A 15,779-nucleotide genomic window follows, 5' to 3' on the forward strand; every position below is an offset into this window, starting at 1 on the left:
CGTCGTGGATGTCGCCTGCCCTGGCTTCAGCCTCGCATTCTCAGCCCCGGGATGACACGAGCTTCCCGGTACAGGATCTGTTGCGGGGTCCGGTGCAGAGTCCGATCCGGGGTGCGGTTCGCTCTCCGAGCTCCGAGCTCCGATCCAGGTGACGACGGCCGCAACACTACGCCCGCGCATCCCGACGGGCAAGGCCATAATCCCCGGGCGTGGGCCGCGGAACACACGCGCCCAGAGCAATGGCTTCGCTGATCGGTGCCTCGGCTCCTGCCCTCTCCTCCGCCGCTGCCTTCGCCCCCGGTGCTGCCCGCACTGCAGATGCTGCCCGCGCTGCTGATCTTGGCTGCTGATCCTGGCAGCTGCTATATGCAGCTGTCCACAGAAGGCAGGTGAGCGGCACTTGCCCCGACATATGCAGGGCAGATGCCGCTCATCTCCCGATCATGGACAGGGCCAGCCCGACCAGCCTTGAGCACAGCCAGATCAGCGCGAAACCAGCCCGAGACCAGCCCGATCAGCCCGATCAGCCCGATCAGCCCGATCAGCCCGATCAGCCCGATCAGCCCGATCAGCCGAGGATCGTGGTGCTGAGACCGGCGATCTCCTCGACCGTGAGCTCGAGGGAGGCGGCGGCCGCGGAATCGACGATCGATGCAGGGCGGCCGGCACCGGGAATCGGGATGACGTGCTCGTCCAGGGCGAGCTCCCAGGCGAGGATGACCTGCTGGGCGCTGACGCCATGGGCCTCGGCGACGGCGGCGATCTGCGGGAAGCGCTGCTGCAGGCGGTCGCCGGAGCCGATGCCGCCGAGCGGAGACCAGGGCACGAAGGCGATGTCGTGTGCGGCGCAATGGCGCAGCTCGCCGAGGCTGGCGTGGAAATAGGTGGGCGAGAACTGGTTCTGGACCGCGGCGAGGACGCCGTCGCCGAGCACATCGCGGGCGACGTCGATCTCGTCGATGGTGGCGTTGGAGATCGCGACTTCGCGCACGAGTCCTTCGGCGCGGGCGGTGGCGAGGAACTCGGCGCCGTCGGCGTAGCGGCGGGAGCGGTCGGGCCGGTGCCAGTAGTAGAGGTCGATCTGGTCGACACCGAGGTTCTCGAGCGATGCCTCGAGCGCGGAGCGGAGGTAGGCGGGGTCGGCGGAGCGGCCCCAGGTCTCACCCTCGGAGCGGGTGATGCCGCCCTTGGTGGCGACGACGACGTCGGCGGTGTCGCCGCTGTAGGTGCGCAGCGCCTCGGCGACGAGCCTCTCGTTGTGGCCCATGGCGTCCCAGGTGGGGGCGTAGATGTCGGCGGTGTCGATGAGGGTGACGCCGGCGTCGAGGGCGGCGTGGATGGTGGCGATGCCCTGGTCGTGGGGGACCGCGGGCTCGCGGCCGGCGGACAGCGGCATCGCGCCGAGGCCGATCGCGGAGACGGTGAAGGAGCCGATGCGTCGGGTGGATGCGCTCATGGTCCGACCCTACGTCCTCGATGCTGCACGGGAGCCGACGGGCGGGACGCCCTGGATCGTCCCGCCCGCCGACCCCGGTTCGTGTCACCCCGGAGGGGCGCGTCGGCTGATCCGATCTGCCGGATGTGGACGGCGCGATCGGCGAGCATCGGCTCCGCACGGATGCGGTGCCGACGCCCGGGGAATGCGCGACGTCGCCGGCTGCCAGTCCGGGACCAGCATTCACAGGGCACCGGCACATTCCCTCCCGGGCTCTGGAACCGTACGACCGCAGGGGCGCGGCCGCCGAGACAGCCAGGCGCCGTGACCTTCCCGTGACCCGGCGTCTCATCCGCCGCCGGAAATCCCCGCTCCCGACCCGGAGTGCGGGGCCCGGAGTGCTGAGCCCGGGCCACGGGGAACCGGGCCCGGGGCGCGGGGACCCGAGCCCAGGTCACGGGGCCCCGGGCCCGACGTCCTGGATCAGACGCCGACGTCCTGGCGCAGGGCCGTGTCCTCGGGCCGAGTCGTGTCCTCGCGCAGGCCGTCTCCGGCGAGGAGCTCACGGGCCCAGACGTCGGCGAGGGCATCGATCCCTGTGGCGTGGGCGGCGTCGCCGACGGTGCGGGCGAGGGTGCCGGGGGCATCGAGCTGCAGGTGCACCGGCAGCGCAGTGAGGCCCGGAGTCGACGCGTGCGGTGGGACGACGTCGGCCCCGGGATCGGACCCGGAATCGCCCGCCCGTCGGCCCAGCTGGATGACGGTGTCGAGCACGCGATGCCCGCCGAGGACGCCGGCGAGCGGGACGGCGCCGTCGAGCGCGAGGTCCTCGAGCAGGATCGCGTCGCCGTCGGCGGTGCGGGCGCGGGTGGAGGCGCGGAGCATTCCGCCGCGCTCCCCGGAGCGACCGAGCACGAGGGTCTCGCGCAGCAGCAGGACGGACCCCTCGGCCATGACGACGTCGGTGGTGCGGTCGACATCGGCGCCGTCGGTCACCACGAAGGGGTGCGCTCGCCACACGAGTCGCGCGCCTGCGTCGAGGCGGATGCGGATGTCCAGACGGCTGGGCTCGTCCTGGCACTCGTAGGCGACGGTGCCGCCGATGTCCTCGAGCTCGAGCGTGCATCCCTCCCCGACGTGCACGTCGACCGCGACCCGGTCGCCGCCGAGCAGCATGGCGCCTCCGGCGACGAGCGCGACATGCGCGCCGTCGGCGTCCCGATTGATCAGCCGAGGCTGCAGGAGCCCCGGTGTCAGGCCCACGCGCACGAGGCCCTCGTCGTGCCGGGCGATGCTGATGCGGGTCACTGCGCACCCGCCGGCGCGTGGTCGTGCTCGTGCTCGCCGCCGTGCTCGTGCGAGTGGCCATGCGAGTGCTCATGCGAGTGCTCGTGCGTGTGGTCATGAGGATGCGGGTGGTCGTGCCCGTGGTCCTCGTCCTCGGCGTGGAAGTGCGGGGCCATGGGTCCGGGGTCCTGCGGCTCGTGGGTGCCGGCCGTGTGCGCAGCCAGGAGGCCCAGCACCCACTCGCGCAGCGCGGCGACGGTGGGTTCGCTGTGCCGTGACAGGGCCAGCACGGGGGCGCCCTCACGGGCCTCGGTGGCGTCGGCGACCATCTGCTCGACGTCGACGTCGACGAACGGGGCGAGGTCGATCTTGTTGACGACCAGCAGGTCGGCGCGGCCGATGCCGGGGCCGCCCTTGCGGGCGACGTCGCCGCCGCCGGCGACGTCGAGCACGAAGATCTGCGCATCGACGAGCGCCGGGGAGAACGTGGCGGTGAGGTTGTCGCCGCCGGACTCGACGAGCACCAGGTCCAGCGGGTCGAAGTCCTGCTCGAGCTCCTCGACGGCGGCGAGGTTCGCGGTGACGTCGTCGCGGATGGCGGTGTGCGGGCAGGCGCCGGTCTCGACGGCACGGATCCGCTCCGGGTCGAGGACGCCGGCGGAGCGCAGGAAGCGGGCGTCCTCATCGGTGTAGATGTCGTTGGTGATCACGCCGATGCGGATCTCCTGGGCCATGGCGCGGCAGATGGTGGCGATCAGGGAGCTCTTTCCCGTCCCCACGGGGCCGGCGATGCCGAGGCGGAGGGAGCGGTGGGCGGTGGTCTCAGGCACGGAACAGCCTCCTCGGGAGCTGGGACTGGGCCTCGGCCCATTCCTCGGTCAGGGGTGCCCCGGTGCACGGGATGTGCTCGGGGCTCTCGAGCGCGGCCAGGTGCGGGACCTGGAGCTCGAAGGTCGCGCATGCCTCGAGGACGAGGTGCGCGGCACGGCGGGGGTCCGACGGCTCGAGCTTGAGCCAGGCGGAGGCGACGGTCTGGGCGTCGTCGTAGGCGACCAGGCGCACGAGGTCGGCGGCACCGAGCCCGGCGGCCGCGGCGATCGCACCCAGCACGATGGGACGCGGCAGGCCGACGGTCGGGTGACCTCCGACGGGCCGGCGTCCGACGACGGTCGGACCGAGCACGGCGAGAGCATCGGGCCACACCTCCGCGGCGAGGCGGCGCAGTCCGTCGCCGAGCGCGCAGGCGATCTCCCGCTGTGCGCGGCTGGGCGTGCGGGCCGCCCATTCCCGGCGCAGCTCCTCGACGCGGGCGCTCGAGCCGGTGGGCAGGGCGGACGCGCCCGAGGCGGTGACCGACTCGGCGGCGTGCTGGTCGTGCGGGTCGTGCTTGCTGTGCTGGTCGTTCGGGTCGTGCTTGCTGTGCAGGTCGTGCGTGTCCTGCAGTCCGTGCAGGGAGATCATGCGGGCGACGGCGGCGGTTCCGGCCTCGACCGGGACCACGGTGCCGAGGCGAGATCGAAGGTAGTCGCCGACCTTCTCCGGTGCGAGGCCGCGCCGCAGCGCGGCCTCGAGTCCGTTGGAGGAGACATGGGCTCCGGCGGGCAGGCGCGAGTCTGCCAGCAGCATCGCGATCGTCGCGGACGCTGCGGCTCCGGCCGACGGTGCAGCTCCGGTCGACGAGACGGCTCCGGAAGACGGTGCGTCCCGAGGAGCGGGAGCGCGGCGGCTGGTCAGCATCAGAACATCTGGTAGAGCTGGGCCAGAGGCAGGGTCTGCGCCGGCGCGGGGACAACGGGCTCGCCGTCGATGCTGATCTCGAAAGTGTCGGGACGGATGTCGATGACGGGCAGGGCATCGTTGTTGCGCAGGTCCGCCTTGGTGACCTCTCGGGTGGGGGCCACGGGCAGCAGCTCCCGGGTCAGTCCGAGTCGCTCGCGCAGGCCGTCGTCGACCGCGGAGGGCGCGACGAAGGACACCGAGGTCCTGGCGCCGATCGCATCGCCGAAGGCGGGACGCATGAGCACCGGCTGCGGGGTGGGGATCGAGGCGTTGGGGTCCCCGAGCGCGGCCCAGGCGATCATGCCGCCCTTGAGGACCAGATGCGGGCGGACACCGAAGAACCGCGGATCCCACAGCACCAGATCGGCCATCTTCCCGGGCTCGACGGAGCCGATGTGCGCGTCGACGCCGTGCGCGATCGCGGGGTTGATCGTGTACTTCGCGACGTAGCGTCGGGCCCGCTCGTTGTCGGCCGGCAGTGCCCCGCCGAGCGGGCCGAGGCGCTGCTTCATCACGTGCGCGACCTGCCAGGTGCGGGTGATGACCTCTCCGATGCGACCCATCGCCTGGGCGTCCGACGAGGTGATGGACAGCGCGCCCATGTCGTGCAGGAGGTCCTCGGCGGCGATCGTCGTCGCCCGGATCCGCGACTCGGCGAACGCCAGGTCCTCCGGGACGGAGGCCTTGAGATGGTGGCACACCATGAGCATGTCGAGGTGCTCGGCGACCGTGTTGACGGTGTGCGGGAGGGTCGGGTTCGTCGAGCCCGGCAGGACGTTCGGGAGCGAGGCGATCTCGAGGATGTCCGGGGCGTGGCCGCCGCCGGCGCCCTCGATGTGGAAGGCGTGGATGGTGCGCCCGCCGATCGCTGCGATCGTGGACTCGACGAAGCCGGACTCGTTGAGCGAGTCGGAGTGCAGGGCGACCTGGAGCCCGTGCTCGTCGGCCGCCCGCAGGGAGGCGTCGATCGCGGCGGGCGTGGCGCCCCAGTCCTCGTGGACCTTGTAGCCGGCGGCGCCGGCGAGCGCCTGCTCCGCGAGGCCCTCGGCGCTGACCGTGTTGCCCTTGCCCAGCAGCAGCACGTTCACGGGCAGGTCGTCGAGGGCCTGATGCATGCGCCCGAGGTGCCAGGCACCGGGGGTGACGGTGGTCGCGCGGCTCCCCTCAGAGGGTCCGGTGCCTCCCCCGCCGACGGTGGTGATGCCGGTGGCGAGCGCCTCGTGGATCTGCGAGGGCGAGAGCATGTGCACGTGGGTGTCGAAGGCGCCGGCGGTGAGGATCCTGCCCTCGCCGGAGATGACATCGGTGGAGGGGCCGATACGCAGATCGGGATGGATGCCGTCGGAGACGTCGGGGTTCCCGGCCTTGCCGAGGGCGACGATGCGGCCGTCCCGGATGCCGACGTCGGCGCGGACCACTCCCCACCAGTCCAGGACGATCGCGTTGGTGATGATCGTGTCCGGGGCGCCCTCAGCTCGGGTGGTCGAGCCCTGACCCATCGACTCGCGGATCGACTTGCCGCCGCCGAAGACGGCCTCCTCACCGCCGAAGGTGCGATCCTCCTCGACCTCGATCCACAGGTCGGTGTCGCCGAGACGCACCTGGTCGCCGACCGTCGGCCCGTACAGCGCGGCGTAGCGGGCGGAGCTGATGACAGCCATTCAGGCCTCCTCGGTGGGGACGTCTAAAGGACCGGCCGCGCGAGCCGGCGCGAGGCCCGGGGCACCCTTGATCTGGATGCCGGGGACGCGGCGAGCGCCGCCGAGGCGCACGAGCGGCAGCTCCCTTGACGCGCCCGGCTCGAAGCGCAGCGAGGTGCCCGCCGGGATGTCCAGGCGGAACCCGTCGGCCGCCTCCCGATCGAAGGCGAGGGCCGTGTTCGCATCCGGGAGATGCAGGTGGGAGCCGATCTGGATGGGCCGATCGCCGGTGTTCTCGAAGACCAGCACGAGGCGGTCGGCCGGATCCTCGCGAACGTTGAGCACCCGCTGGCCCGGCCGCACCCGGATCGCCCCGGGCCCGGGTTCAGGTCCGGGCCCAGGCCCGGATCCGGGCGCCGGGGCCGACGACGGGGACTGCTCCTGTGCGCTCATCGCGCTCCTCTCCTGCGTCTGCGCCCGCTCGTCGGCACCTAGCGCCCTATCGTCCGCGCCTGCTGACGACCGGTCGACCGACGGTCGCGCCGCCGACCGGGTCAGTCGATGGGACGGTGGATGGTGACGAGCTTCCGCCCGTCCGGGAAAGTGGCCTCGACCTGCACGTCCGTCAGCAGGTCGGGGACGGCGTCCATCACCTGCTCGCGGGTGAGGACCTCGCGGCCGGCGACCATGAGCTCCTCGACGCTCGCACCCGCCCGGGCCCGCTCGATCACCCACGTGGACAGCAGCGCGACCGCTTCGGGGTGGTTCAGCAGGACTCCGCGCTCGAGACGGTCGCGGGCGACCATCCCGGCGACGGCCAGCATCAGCTTCTCGGTGTCGCCGGGGGTGAAGCGCACTCTCAGTCCTCCTTGGGCAGCACGTGCTCGCCGCTGCGGTCCGTCGCCAGGGCCAGGGAGCTGAGGTAGAGGGTCTCCCCCTCCGGTCCCTTCTTCGCCGAGGCGATCATATCCGGCCGCTCGAAGTCGAGACCCGTGACATGGCAGGTCAGGGTGTCACCGGAGGGGTTGCCGTGCTCGTCGTACATCGGCAGGTCGATGCCGTCGTCGGTGCGCCGCAGGTAGTAGCGGCCCTGGGTGATGATCGCCATCAGCGGGGTCGCGACCACGGCGATGCCCACGGCGAACAGGGGCGAGTACGGCTGGACCGCGGAGCCGAAGGCGCCGAAGAAGATCGCGATGGAGATGCCGCCGGAAAGAACCAGGGACACCACGCCCACGGGGTTGATGCCGTAGAGCATGCCGCGACGGAACTCCGGCTTCTTCGGGGACAGCTTGAGGATGTGCTTGTTCAGGACGATGTCGGCGGCGACCACGCAGATCCACGACATCGCCAGGTTCGCGTAGAACCCGAGGATCGTGTTGAGGAAGTCGAACATGTTCGCCTCCATCAGCACCAGCGCGATCGCGAGGTTCACGCCCAGGAACACCAGGCGGCCCGGGTAGCGGCCGGTGACGCGGGTGAACGCGTTGGTCCAGGCGAGGGAGCCGGAGTAGGCGTTGGTGACGTTGATCTTGACCTGCGAGATCACCACCAGGACCACTGCCAGCAGCAGCGCCAGCCAGCCCGGCATCAGCTGCTGGTAGGTGACCAGGAACTGCTGCACCGGCTCGTTGGCGACCTCACGGGCGCCGGGGACGTTGGAGACCAGGTAGATCGCCAGGAACATGCCGAGGATCTGCTTGGTCGCACCGAACAGGACCCAGCCGGGACCGCCGAGGATCGTGGCCGCCCACCAGCGCCGGGAGTTCTCCGGGGTGCGGGGCGGCATGAACCGCAGGTAGTCGATCTGCTCGGCGATCTGGGCGATCAGCGACAGGCACACGCCTGCGGCGAGCATCGCCGCGGCGAAGCTGACGCCCTCGTCGGCGTCGCCCGCATAGGCGATGAACGTGGAGACCGAGTCCGGATGCGACACGATCAGGTACGCCACCGGGATCACCATCAGGATCAGCCACACGGGAGTGGTGGCGACCTGCAGCTTCGCCAGCACCTTCATGCCGTAGATGACCAGCGGGAAGATCAGGACCGTGGAGAGCAGGTAGCCCACCGGTCTGGGGATCCCGAGGCCCAGGTACAGGCCCTGCGCCATGATCGATCCCTCGAGGGCGAAGAAGATGAAGGTGAACGTCGCGAAGATGACGTTGGTGATCACGGAGCCGTAGTAGCCGAAGCCGGAGCCGCGCGTGATCAGATCCAGGTCGAGGTTGTACCTGGCCGCGTAGTACGCCAGCGGGAAGCCGGTGAGGAAGATGATCGTCGCGGCGACGCCGATGCCGATCAGGCCGTTGATGGTGCCATGGGTGAGACCGATGTTCGCACCGATCGAGAAGTCGGCGAGATAGGCGATGCCGCCGAGCGCGCTGGTGGCGACGACGCCCGGTCCCCACTTCCGGTAGGAGCGGGGTGCGAAGCGCAGCGTGTAGTCCTCGAGGCTCTCGGCCGCGGCGGCGCGCGCATCGGCCGCGCCGGCGGAGCCGACGGGCGGGGTCGAGGGGGCGACGGTCGCGGTGGAGCCGTCGGGCGGCGGGCCGGCCGGGGTCGGCGTGGTGTCCAGGGCCATGACGATCCTCCGTGGGGATGAGAAGGGGGGATGGGGCGCTCGAACGCTAGGACCCGGGGCGCTCCGCCGACATCGCCCGCCGAACGCCGTGACCCGCCCGTTACCTCGCATCTCAGGTTCCGCTGCAACGATCGTTCCACCTGCTATGGGGCATGCGAACCTACGATGGGCCCCATGCCCGACGACGCCCCCGACGCTCTGCGCAACACTCCTCTCACCTCCTCCGACGTGCAGGGTCTCGCCTCCCAGGGCGCCTCGGAGCCCGCCTCCCAGACCGCCTCGGCGCCGTCCTCCCAGGGCGCATCGGGACCATCGTCGGCGGAGACCGTCGGAACCGGCTGCGCGCCCGGTGCCTGCACCTGCGCGGGCGGCTCGCGCGCCGACGTGCGGACCGGTATCGGTGCGCCTCCGGCGTCGGAGCCCGCCCCGTCCGGCGCCCCGTCCATCGCCTCGTCGCCCCGCTCCTGGGCGGCGCCCGCCCAGCAGGTCCGCACCCGCGCCGAGCGCACGGTGCTCGTCGGGGCCGGCACCTTCCGGATGGGCACCGACGACGCCGACCGCAATCCTCAGGACGGCGAGTCCCCGATCCGCGAGGTCCACGTCGACGCCTTCCGCATCGACCCGTGCACCGTGACCAATGCCGAGTTCGTCGCCTTCGTCGACGCGACCGGGTACGTCACCGAGGCCGAGGAGTTCGGCTGGTCCTACGTCTTCGGCGGCCTGCTCGACCCAGAGGTCCGACGCTCCTCCCCCAAGCCCCCGGGCACCCCCTGGTGGCGAGCTGTCCAGGGCGCCGACTGGGAGCATCCGCAGGGACCGGGGTCCGACGCGGCGGAGGTGCCCGATCATCCCGTCGTCCACATCTCGCTGCGCGACGCCGAGGCCTTCGCCGCGTGGTGCGGGATGCGGCTGCCTCGGGAGGCCGAATGGGAGAAGGCCGCCCGCGGGGGCCTCGACCAGGCCCGCTATGCCTGGGGCGATGACCTCACCCCGGACGGGCAGTACATGTGCAACATCTGGCAGGGGGTGTTCCCCGTGCGCAACGACCTCGAGGACGGCTTCCTCGGCACGGCGCCCGTCGGCTCCTTCCCCGCCAACGGCTTCGGACTGTTCGACATGGCGGGGAACGTCTGGGAATGGTGCGCCGACGCATGGCGGACGGGCGAGGCCCCGTCGCTCACCGGCGACGTCCGCGTGATGCGAGGCGGCTCGTACCTGTGCCACGACTCCTACTGCAACCGCTATCGGGTCGCCGCCCGCAGCGCGACCGCCGCCGAGGACTCCAGCGGCAACAAGGGATTCCGCCTCGCCGTCGACGCCTGAGGGGCAGGTCCCCCGGACGGGCGTCAGCGGGCCCGTCGGCCGGCCGCCAGGTCCAGCAGGTGCTCGAGCACGCCGGTGCCGCTGGCACGCAGGCCGTCGTGCTCGAACTCGCTGGTCACCCACGGGGTGACGTTCTGGAGCAGGTCCGCTGTGGGCAGCGAGTGCTGGCGCGGGACGTAGGCGTCGTCGAAGTAGACGGCGGCGGCGCCGCGCGCGGTCGCCTCCCGCAGGGAGCGCTCGTCGTAGAGGCGGGGCCAGACGTGGTCGGCGAGGAGGTCGGCGGCCTCGGCCCAGGGCGCGAGCTCGGGGTCCTCGGCGAACAGGTCGCGGTGGATGTGCTCGCCTGCCAGCAGCGTCGGATCCTCGGCGACCGCGAGGGGCATGGTGCGGTCGGCGGACCAACGGGTGGCCAGCCCGTCCGCCCAGCAGGACTCGTGCAGCACGGCGTAGATCGGGTTGCGCCCGCCGAAGGGCAGCAGGCTCGCCAGGTCATGGGCGAAGGCGGCCGACGACGGATCCAGCTCCAGCAGGAGGTGCAGCTTCTCCTGGCCCGTCGACCCTCCGAGCAGGTGTCCGAGGCGGCGCAGGCGCTCGACGCCGACGCTCTGCCCGTCGGGCAGGCGCAGCCGGCCGGCGCCTGCGAGATCGGCGAGGCGCCGGAAGCGGTCGCGGTCCTCGGGGAAGCGCGCCCAGAAGCGCTCGCTGCGGGCGATCATCCCCTCCCAGGTGATCGTGTAGACCGCATCCATGTGGGGGCCGACGGTGGGCAGTCCGCCGGTGAACAGGACGGTGTCCACCGAACCGGCGTGGGCGGAGAGGTACCGCAGCGCCGTGAACCCGCCGAAGGACTGGCCCAGCAGGGACCAGCTCTCCGCGCCGAGATGCTCGCGCAGCAGCTCGGCGTCGCGGACGATCGCGTCGGCGCGGAAGCGGGTGAGATGGCGGGCCTGCTGCTCGGGGGTCGCCTCGCGCAGGGTGCGGGGATCGTCGGCCGACGACGGACCGCCGAGCACGCCCTCGGGCAGCACCACGTCCAGGCCCACGGGGGTGGAGCGGCCGGTGCCGCGCTGGTCGAGCAGGACGACCCGGAAGTCCTCCAGCGCCCTGGTCAGCCATCCGGGGGTGTCGGCGGTCAGCGGACGCGGCGCCTCCGAGCCGGGGCCGCCCTGGAGGAAGACCAGGTAGGGACGGTCCGCTCCGCCGTCGGCCTCGACGATGCGGGCGAAGAGCTCGATGCTCGGGCCCGACGGCTCCGCGTGGTCGAGCGGGACCGGGAGCGTCACGTCGGTCAGCCGCAGGCCGGGCAGCGTCCAGGCGCTGCGGGATGCGGTCGGGAGAGGACGGGCGGAGGCGCTGGCTCGACCGGAGGGGACAGTGCTGGAGGGGATGCTGGAGGATTCCGTGTCGTCGATGCTCATGGCCCCAGACTAGGAGCATCCGGGCCCGTGGTCCTCAGCGCCGGGGAGGCTCCGGCACGGGAGACCGGGCGGTGAGGTGCTCGGCGAATGCCGAGACGGCGTCGGCGCCCACCACGTCGCCGTCGATCAGCGGGATCTCCTGCAGGGGTGCGCGCGGGAGCGCATCCCGCAGCGTGAGCAGATGCTGCTCCTCGAGCGCACGGCGGCGCGCGAGGAACTCCCCGCGGTCCGCCGGGGAGCGCCTGTTGACCACGAGCGCGCCCACGTCGATGCCGAGCCCCGTCAGCTCCTCGTGCAGGTCGATGGTCTCGAGGACGGGAAGGCGCTCCGCGGCCAGGACGATCCCGAAGGAGGTGGTGGACCCGTCGGTGAGGACCTCACGCAGATGCGCCAGACGGTCCCGTCGACGCATCAGGAGCGCCCGGATCTCCTGATCCCTCGCCTCCTGCGGATCGGGCTCCCCGCCCTGCAGGCCGCGCCGGGCCGCGCCGAGCCTCTCACTCCTCCTGCGGCTGCGCAGCATCCCGTCGGTCCATGCCGTCATCAGCTCCGGCAGCGCCATCAGCCGTGCCGTGTGCCCGGAGGGCGCGGTGTCGAAGACGACCAGGTCGGCGTCGCTCAGCCCCTGCTCGACCAGGTCGGTCATGCGTTCGAGGACCGCGGCCTCGTGCGTGCCCGGCGAGCGCCGCGACAGGTCCATGTGACGGTCGACCTCGCTGTGGCGCTGCGCGGGCATCATGCCCTTCAGGGTCCTGCCCACCTCGCGCACATGCTGGTCCGCGGCGGCTCCCGGGTCGATCTCGATGCCGTGCAGCATCCCGCCGTCGGCCGTCGGCCGGGCGAGCTCCACCATCCGGTCCCCGATCCTGCGGCCCCACAGATGCCCGAGGTTGTGGGCAGGGTCGGTGGAGACCACGAGGACCCGTCGGCCCCGCTGCGCGGCCGCGAGGGCGACCGCCGAGGCGACCGTCGTCTTGCCGACGCCGCCCTTGCCCCCGAGGAACAGCACGCGGTGTCCGAGCGCCAGGTTCAGCAGCATCGGAAGCCCTCCAGGGGCGATCGGTCCATCCCCATCCGCAGATGCCATTCATGGAAGCCGTCGTAGAGCACGGGCAGCAGCTCCTCGGTGAACCCGGCGGCGGGATTGGGCACGCCCAGCATCTCGCTCATGACGAGCATCCTGAACAGGTCGTCCTCCTCCCGCTCGGCGCGGGCGAAGGTCTGGCGGTAGGGACCGACGTAGAACTCGTGCAGCCCGGCGGAGAACCGCCGCCAGCCCGTCGCGAAGCTCTGCCAGCTTGTCGCGAGCCCCTGCCGGCCTGTCGCGAAGCTCTGCCAGCCCGCTGCGGGCCGTCGGCCGCGGGCGGTGCTCATGCTCCTCCGCGGCCGACGTTCCCGACCTCGTCGAAGTCCTCGTCGTCGCCGTCGCCGGCGTCGGGACGCTCTCCGTGCTCACCGCCTTCTCCGCCATCGCGACGAGCATCCGGGCGGGCGTCGCCGTCGTCGGGCTCCGGGGGATCCCTGCGGGCGCGGTTCAGGGCGACCGCGGCCTCGACGATCACCCACGCCGCGGCGACCAGGATGATCACGTCGAGCACCAGCAGCAGCCAGTTCCCGTCGCGGTAGAAGCCGCCGAGCTGGATGATCAGCGCATACACGCTGACGAACAGCACGAACACGAGCGGCAGCATGATCGGCAGGACCGGGCGCCGCTTGCGCATCAGCATCACCGCGAGGATCGACAGCGTCAGTCCCGCCAGGATCTGATTGGTGGTGCCGAACAGCGGCCAGATGATCATGCCGCCGGAGCCGTCGGCACCGGCACTGAAGGTCAGGCCCAGGCAGACGGCGAGGACGATCGCGGTCGCCAGGACGGTCCCCAGCCTCGCACCGACCACCTCGCCGATCTCCTGGACGACGAAGCGCTGCAGGCGCACGCCCGTGTCCATGGTGGTGGCGGCGAACAGCACCGCCATGGTGGCGAGGATCGTGGCGGACAGGGAGGTCGGGATGCCCAGGCCCGCGTTCAGGATCGCGCCGCCGCCGTCGACGAACGCCGCGACACCGCCCTCGTTGAAGGCGCTGTAGACCGCCTCCCAGTCCGCGAGCGTGCGGAAGCCGGCCGTCGTCGCGATGATCGCCCCGAGCGCCAGCAGTCCCTCGCCGACCGCCCCGAAGTAGCCGACGAAGCGGGCGTCCGTCTCCTTGTCGAGCTGCTTGGCGGTCGTGCCGGAGGAGACGATGCCGTGGAATCCGGAGATGGCGCCGCAGGCCACGGTGACGAACAGCAGCGGCATGATGCCCGGCGTCCCCTCGGGGACGTTCGCGTTGATCGCCGGGGCGACGACCTCCGGATGGAGGATCAGCACCGACCCGTACAGCAGGATCAGGCCGATGAACAGCTGCAGGCCGTTGATGTAGTCACGGGGCTGCAGCAGCACCCACACCGGGAGCACCGAGGCGATCGCCGCGTAGACGAACAGCAGCACGATCCAGAACGCCGTGGGGCTCAGGCCCAGGACGCTCTCGGGCAGCACGATCGGCACCTGGTCGCCCAGCAGGATCAGCCCGTACAGCGCGATCACGCCCACGGCCGAGACCAGCGGGAGGTTCCATCGGAACCGGTAGATGGCCTGGCCGATCAGCACTGCGACGACGAGGGCTCCCCCGGTCGGGATCACCGCGGTGGGCGTCGAGACCAGCAGGCCTGCGATGACGACCGCGAAGGCCGCGTTGACCATGAGCAGCAGCAGGAAGATCACCACGAGGAACAGGCGGCTGCCGCGCGCTCCGATGTACCTCGCCGACAGCGATCCGATGGACTGCCCGCGGTTGCGGACCGACGCCCACAGGGCGCCGAGGTCGTGCATGCCGGCGAAGAAGACGGTGCCGAGGGTGACCCAGAGGAAGGCGGGGAGCCAGCCCCAGATCACGGCGACGGCGGGGCCGACGATCGGCGCCGCACCGGCCACCGACGTGAAGTGATGGCCCCACAGGATGAACTTGTTGGTGGGGACGTAGTCGACGCCGTCCTGGAGCTCGTGGGAGGGCGTGCGGAAGGAGGCGTCCAGCCGGTAGACGCGGCGGGCGAGGAAGCGGGAGTAGAGGAGGTAGCCGGCGATCATCATGCCGACGCCGACGATGGCGAGGACCAGGGAGTTCATGGAACTGTCCTTGGATCGAGGATCGGGGGGAAGGTGTCGGGGGCAGGGAGCGCGCCCGCGAGGCGGCATGCCCCCGACGGCCTCCGTCGGCCTCGGATGCATCGTGCCCCTCGTCGGACCCGATACCGGCATCGTAGGGGCAGCGGGCGGCGAGCGGGCCGATTCTGGGAGATGTCGCCTTTATTGCCGGACCGGCCCCGCCCTCCCGTCCTCCGGCCCCGCTCTCACGTCCCGCCTGAGAGGGCTGAGATGACAGGACCGGCGGTGTTCAGCACCAGGATCACGCCGATGATGCCGATCGCCCAGGAGAACGCCGACGCCGCGCTGCGCATCAACCAGGCATGCACCCGATCGAGGAGAGCGTCCGCGCGGCGTCCGGCGAGGACGCGCAGGCCGCACAGGATGACGCCGGGCAGGATCATCACCACGCAGTAGCCGACGAGGACGAGGGCGCCCCGGGCGAGCCCGATCCCCATGTCGGCGATGATGCCCATCGCGGCGAGATAGGGGATCATCGACGCCGCCTCCACGAACCCCGCGGCGAGCGCGAGCAGGACGAGGGTGCGCGGACGACCCGCGGCCCGTCGGGCCCTGTCCGACCAGCGCTTCGCCGAGGCCTCGGGGTCGCCGCCGCGCTTGCGGATCGCCGCCGGATCGGTCCGGAACGACCAGACGACGAGGCCGACGCCCGCTGCGGCCAGCACCGTCATGACCGGGATCGTCGTCAGCAGATGGCCGAAGCGTTCGATCAGCGGCAGCAGCCCGGCGAGCAGCGCGATACCGAGCGCCAGGTAGAAGGCGCCGATGATCCCGAGGTACAGCAGGGTGCCGGTCGCGGCGCGCCGGGCCCCACCGTCGGCCGTCACCAGGAGGATGACGGGGATGACGAGGGTCCCCATCGAGGTGGAGTCCACCAGCGCGAGGATGATCAGACCCAGCGGGCCCGCGACCTCGGTGAGGCCGGTGACGTCGGTCAGGAAGTCCATGCCCTCCATGCTGTCGGCGCCGCACCCCGGCGTCCCCCCCCGGAGGTGCCGATCTGCCGAGGCTGCGCGCGGGGATGCCGCCCCGGGCTCCTCCCTTGGTGCCGACTGCCCCCGGGAGGGGAGCGCCTCCGACGCCGTCCGCCTACCCTCGTCTGCATGGCCTCCG

14 protein-coding genes are annotated in these 15,779 nt (G+C 71.7%); 1 reads left to right on the forward strand and 13 read right to left on the reverse strand.

Features of this window, described 5'->3' with window-relative positions; genetic code table 11:
- Positions 1-568: 568 nt before the first annotated feature.
- From ACZ5AJ_RS11220 to ACZ5AJ_RS11255, 8 genes are all read right to left on the reverse strand, one after another.
- Positions 569-1,456, reverse strand: a complete 888-nt coding sequence (locus ACZ5AJ_RS11220; protein ID WP_464134439.1) for an aldo/keto reductase — start codon at positions 1,454-1,456, stop codon at positions 569-571.
- A gap of 462 nt (positions 1,457-1,918) precedes the next feature.
- Positions 1,919-2,743 (reverse strand): urease accessory protein UreD, encoded by an 825-nt coding sequence (locus tag ACZ5AJ_RS11225; RefSeq protein WP_464134443.1) that lies wholly within the window; start codon positions 2,741-2,743, stop codon positions 1,919-1,921.
- Entirely contained in the window at positions 2,740-3,552 is an 813-nt protein-coding gene (ureG, locus tag ACZ5AJ_RS11230) for an urease accessory protein UreG (RefSeq protein ID WP_464134446.1), read from the reverse strand. The genes ACZ5AJ_RS11225 and ureG overlap by 4 nt, the downstream gene beginning before the upstream one ends.
- Positions 3,545-4,348: an urease accessory UreF family protein gene (locus tag ACZ5AJ_RS11235; RefSeq protein WP_464134448.1), complete on the reverse strand. Its 804-nt coding sequence runs from the start codon at positions 4,346-4,348 to the stop codon at positions 3,545-3,547. Before ACZ5AJ_RS11235 ends, ureG begins: the two co-directional genes overlap by 8 nt.
- A 110-nt stretch (positions 4,349-4,458) precedes the next feature.
- Complete coding sequence (locus tag ACZ5AJ_RS11240; protein ID WP_464134451.1) at positions 4,459-6,162, reverse strand: urease subunit alpha; 1,704 nt, start codon at positions 6,160-6,162, stop codon at positions 4,459-4,461.
- Positions 6,163-6,594, reverse strand: coding sequence for an urease subunit beta (locus tag ACZ5AJ_RS11245; RefSeq protein ID WP_464134454.1), 432 nt, complete (start codon positions 6,592-6,594; stop codon positions 6,163-6,165).
- Positions 6,595-6,695: 101 nt separating this feature from the next.
- Entirely contained in the window at positions 6,696-6,998 is a 303-nt protein-coding gene (locus ACZ5AJ_RS11250) for an urease subunit gamma (protein ID WP_464134458.1), read from the reverse strand.
- A 2-nt stretch (positions 6,999-7,000) separates the two neighbouring features.
- Positions 7,001-8,722 (reverse strand): purine-cytosine permease family protein, encoded by a 1,722-nt coding sequence (locus tag ACZ5AJ_RS11255; protein ID WP_464134462.1) that lies wholly within the window; start codon positions 8,720-8,722, stop codon positions 7,001-7,003.
- A 396-nt stretch (positions 8,723-9,118) separates the two neighbouring features.
- On the opposite strand from ACZ5AJ_RS11255, the gene ACZ5AJ_RS11260 reads away from it, so the two are divergent.
- Positions 9,119-10,045 carry a formylglycine-generating enzyme family protein gene (locus ACZ5AJ_RS11260; protein WP_464138762.1) on the forward strand — a complete coding sequence of 309 codons (927 nt, stop codon included), beginning with the start codon at positions 9,119-9,121 and terminating at the stop codon, positions 10,043-10,045.
- Between the two features lie 23 nt (positions 10,046-10,068).
- Here the strand turns inward: ACZ5AJ_RS11260 and ACZ5AJ_RS11265 are convergent, their stop codons facing one another.
- From ACZ5AJ_RS11265 to ACZ5AJ_RS11285, 5 genes are all read right to left on the reverse strand, one after another.
- Positions 10,069-11,463, reverse strand: a complete 1,395-nt coding sequence (locus tag ACZ5AJ_RS11265) for an alpha/beta fold hydrolase (protein WP_464134466.1) — start codon at positions 11,461-11,463, stop codon at positions 10,069-10,071.
- Positions 11,464-11,497: 34 nt separating this feature from the next.
- Entirely contained in the window at positions 11,498-12,502 is a 1,005-nt protein-coding gene (locus tag ACZ5AJ_RS11270) for an ArsA family ATPase (protein ID WP_464134471.1), read from the reverse strand.
- Positions 12,493-12,837 (reverse strand): cory-CC-star protein, encoded by a 345-nt coding sequence (locus ACZ5AJ_RS11275; RefSeq protein ID WP_464134474.1) that lies wholly within the window; start codon positions 12,835-12,837, stop codon positions 12,493-12,495. Before ACZ5AJ_RS11275 ends, ACZ5AJ_RS11270 begins: the two co-directional genes overlap by 10 nt.
- On the reverse strand, positions 12,834-14,627 hold the full coding sequence (locus ACZ5AJ_RS11280) for a carbon starvation CstA family protein (RefSeq protein WP_464134476.1): 1,794 nt from the start codon (positions 14,625-14,627) through the stop codon (positions 12,834-12,836). The genes ACZ5AJ_RS11275 and ACZ5AJ_RS11280 overlap by 4 nt, the downstream gene beginning before the upstream one ends.
- Before the next feature lie 224 nt (positions 14,628-14,851).
- Positions 14,852-15,613, reverse strand: a complete 762-nt coding sequence (locus ACZ5AJ_RS11285; RefSeq protein ID WP_464134479.1) for a GAP family protein — start codon at positions 15,611-15,613, stop codon at positions 14,852-14,854.
- Between the last annotated feature and the right edge of the window lie 166 nt (positions 15,614-15,779).

The sequence above is a fragment of the Brachybacterium zhongshanense genome, assembly GCF_055385755.1.

What these genes read in the sequence shown, in the direction of transcription:
- ACZ5AJ_RS11245 (WP_464134454.1), bottom strand. Translation starts at nt 6,594, where the DNA reads ATGAGCGCACAGGAGCAGTCCCCGTCGTCGGCCCCGGCGCCCGGATCC.
- ACZ5AJ_RS11280 (WP_464134476.1), bottom strand. Translation starts at nt 14,627, where the DNA reads ATGAACTCCCTGGTCCTCGCCATCGTCGGCGTCGGCATGATGATCGCC.
- ACZ5AJ_RS11235 (WP_464134448.1), bottom strand. Translation starts at nt 4,348, where the DNA reads ATGCTGCTGGCAGACTCGCGCCTGCCCGCCGGAGCCCATGTCTCCTCC.
- ACZ5AJ_RS11265 (WP_464134466.1), bottom strand. Translation starts at nt 11,463, where the DNA reads ATGAGCATCGACGACACGGAATCCTCCAGCATCCCCTCCAGCACTGTC.
- ACZ5AJ_RS11285 (WP_464134479.1), bottom strand. Translation starts at nt 15,613, where the DNA reads ATGGACTTCCTGACCGACGTCACCGGCCTCACCGAGGTCGCGGGCCCG.
- ACZ5AJ_RS11240 (WP_464134451.1), bottom strand. Translation starts at nt 6,162, where the DNA reads ATGGCTGTCATCAGCTCCGCCCGCTACGCCGCGCTGTACGGGCCGACG.
- ACZ5AJ_RS11270 (WP_464134471.1), bottom strand. Translation starts at nt 12,502, where the DNA reads ATGCTGCTGAACCTGGCGCTCGGACACCGCGTGCTGTTCCTCGGGGGC.
- ACZ5AJ_RS11275 (WP_464134474.1), bottom strand. Translation starts at nt 12,837, where the DNA reads ATGAGCACCGCCCGCGGCCGACGGCCCGCAGCGGGCTGGCAGAGCTTC.
- ACZ5AJ_RS11220 (WP_464134439.1), bottom strand. Translation starts at nt 1,456, where the DNA reads ATGAGCGCATCCACCCGACGCATCGGCTCCTTCACCGTCTCCGCGATC.
- ACZ5AJ_RS11255 (WP_464134462.1), bottom strand. Translation starts at nt 8,722, where the DNA reads ATGGCCCTGGACACCACGCCGACCCCGGCCGGCCCGCCGCCCGACGGC.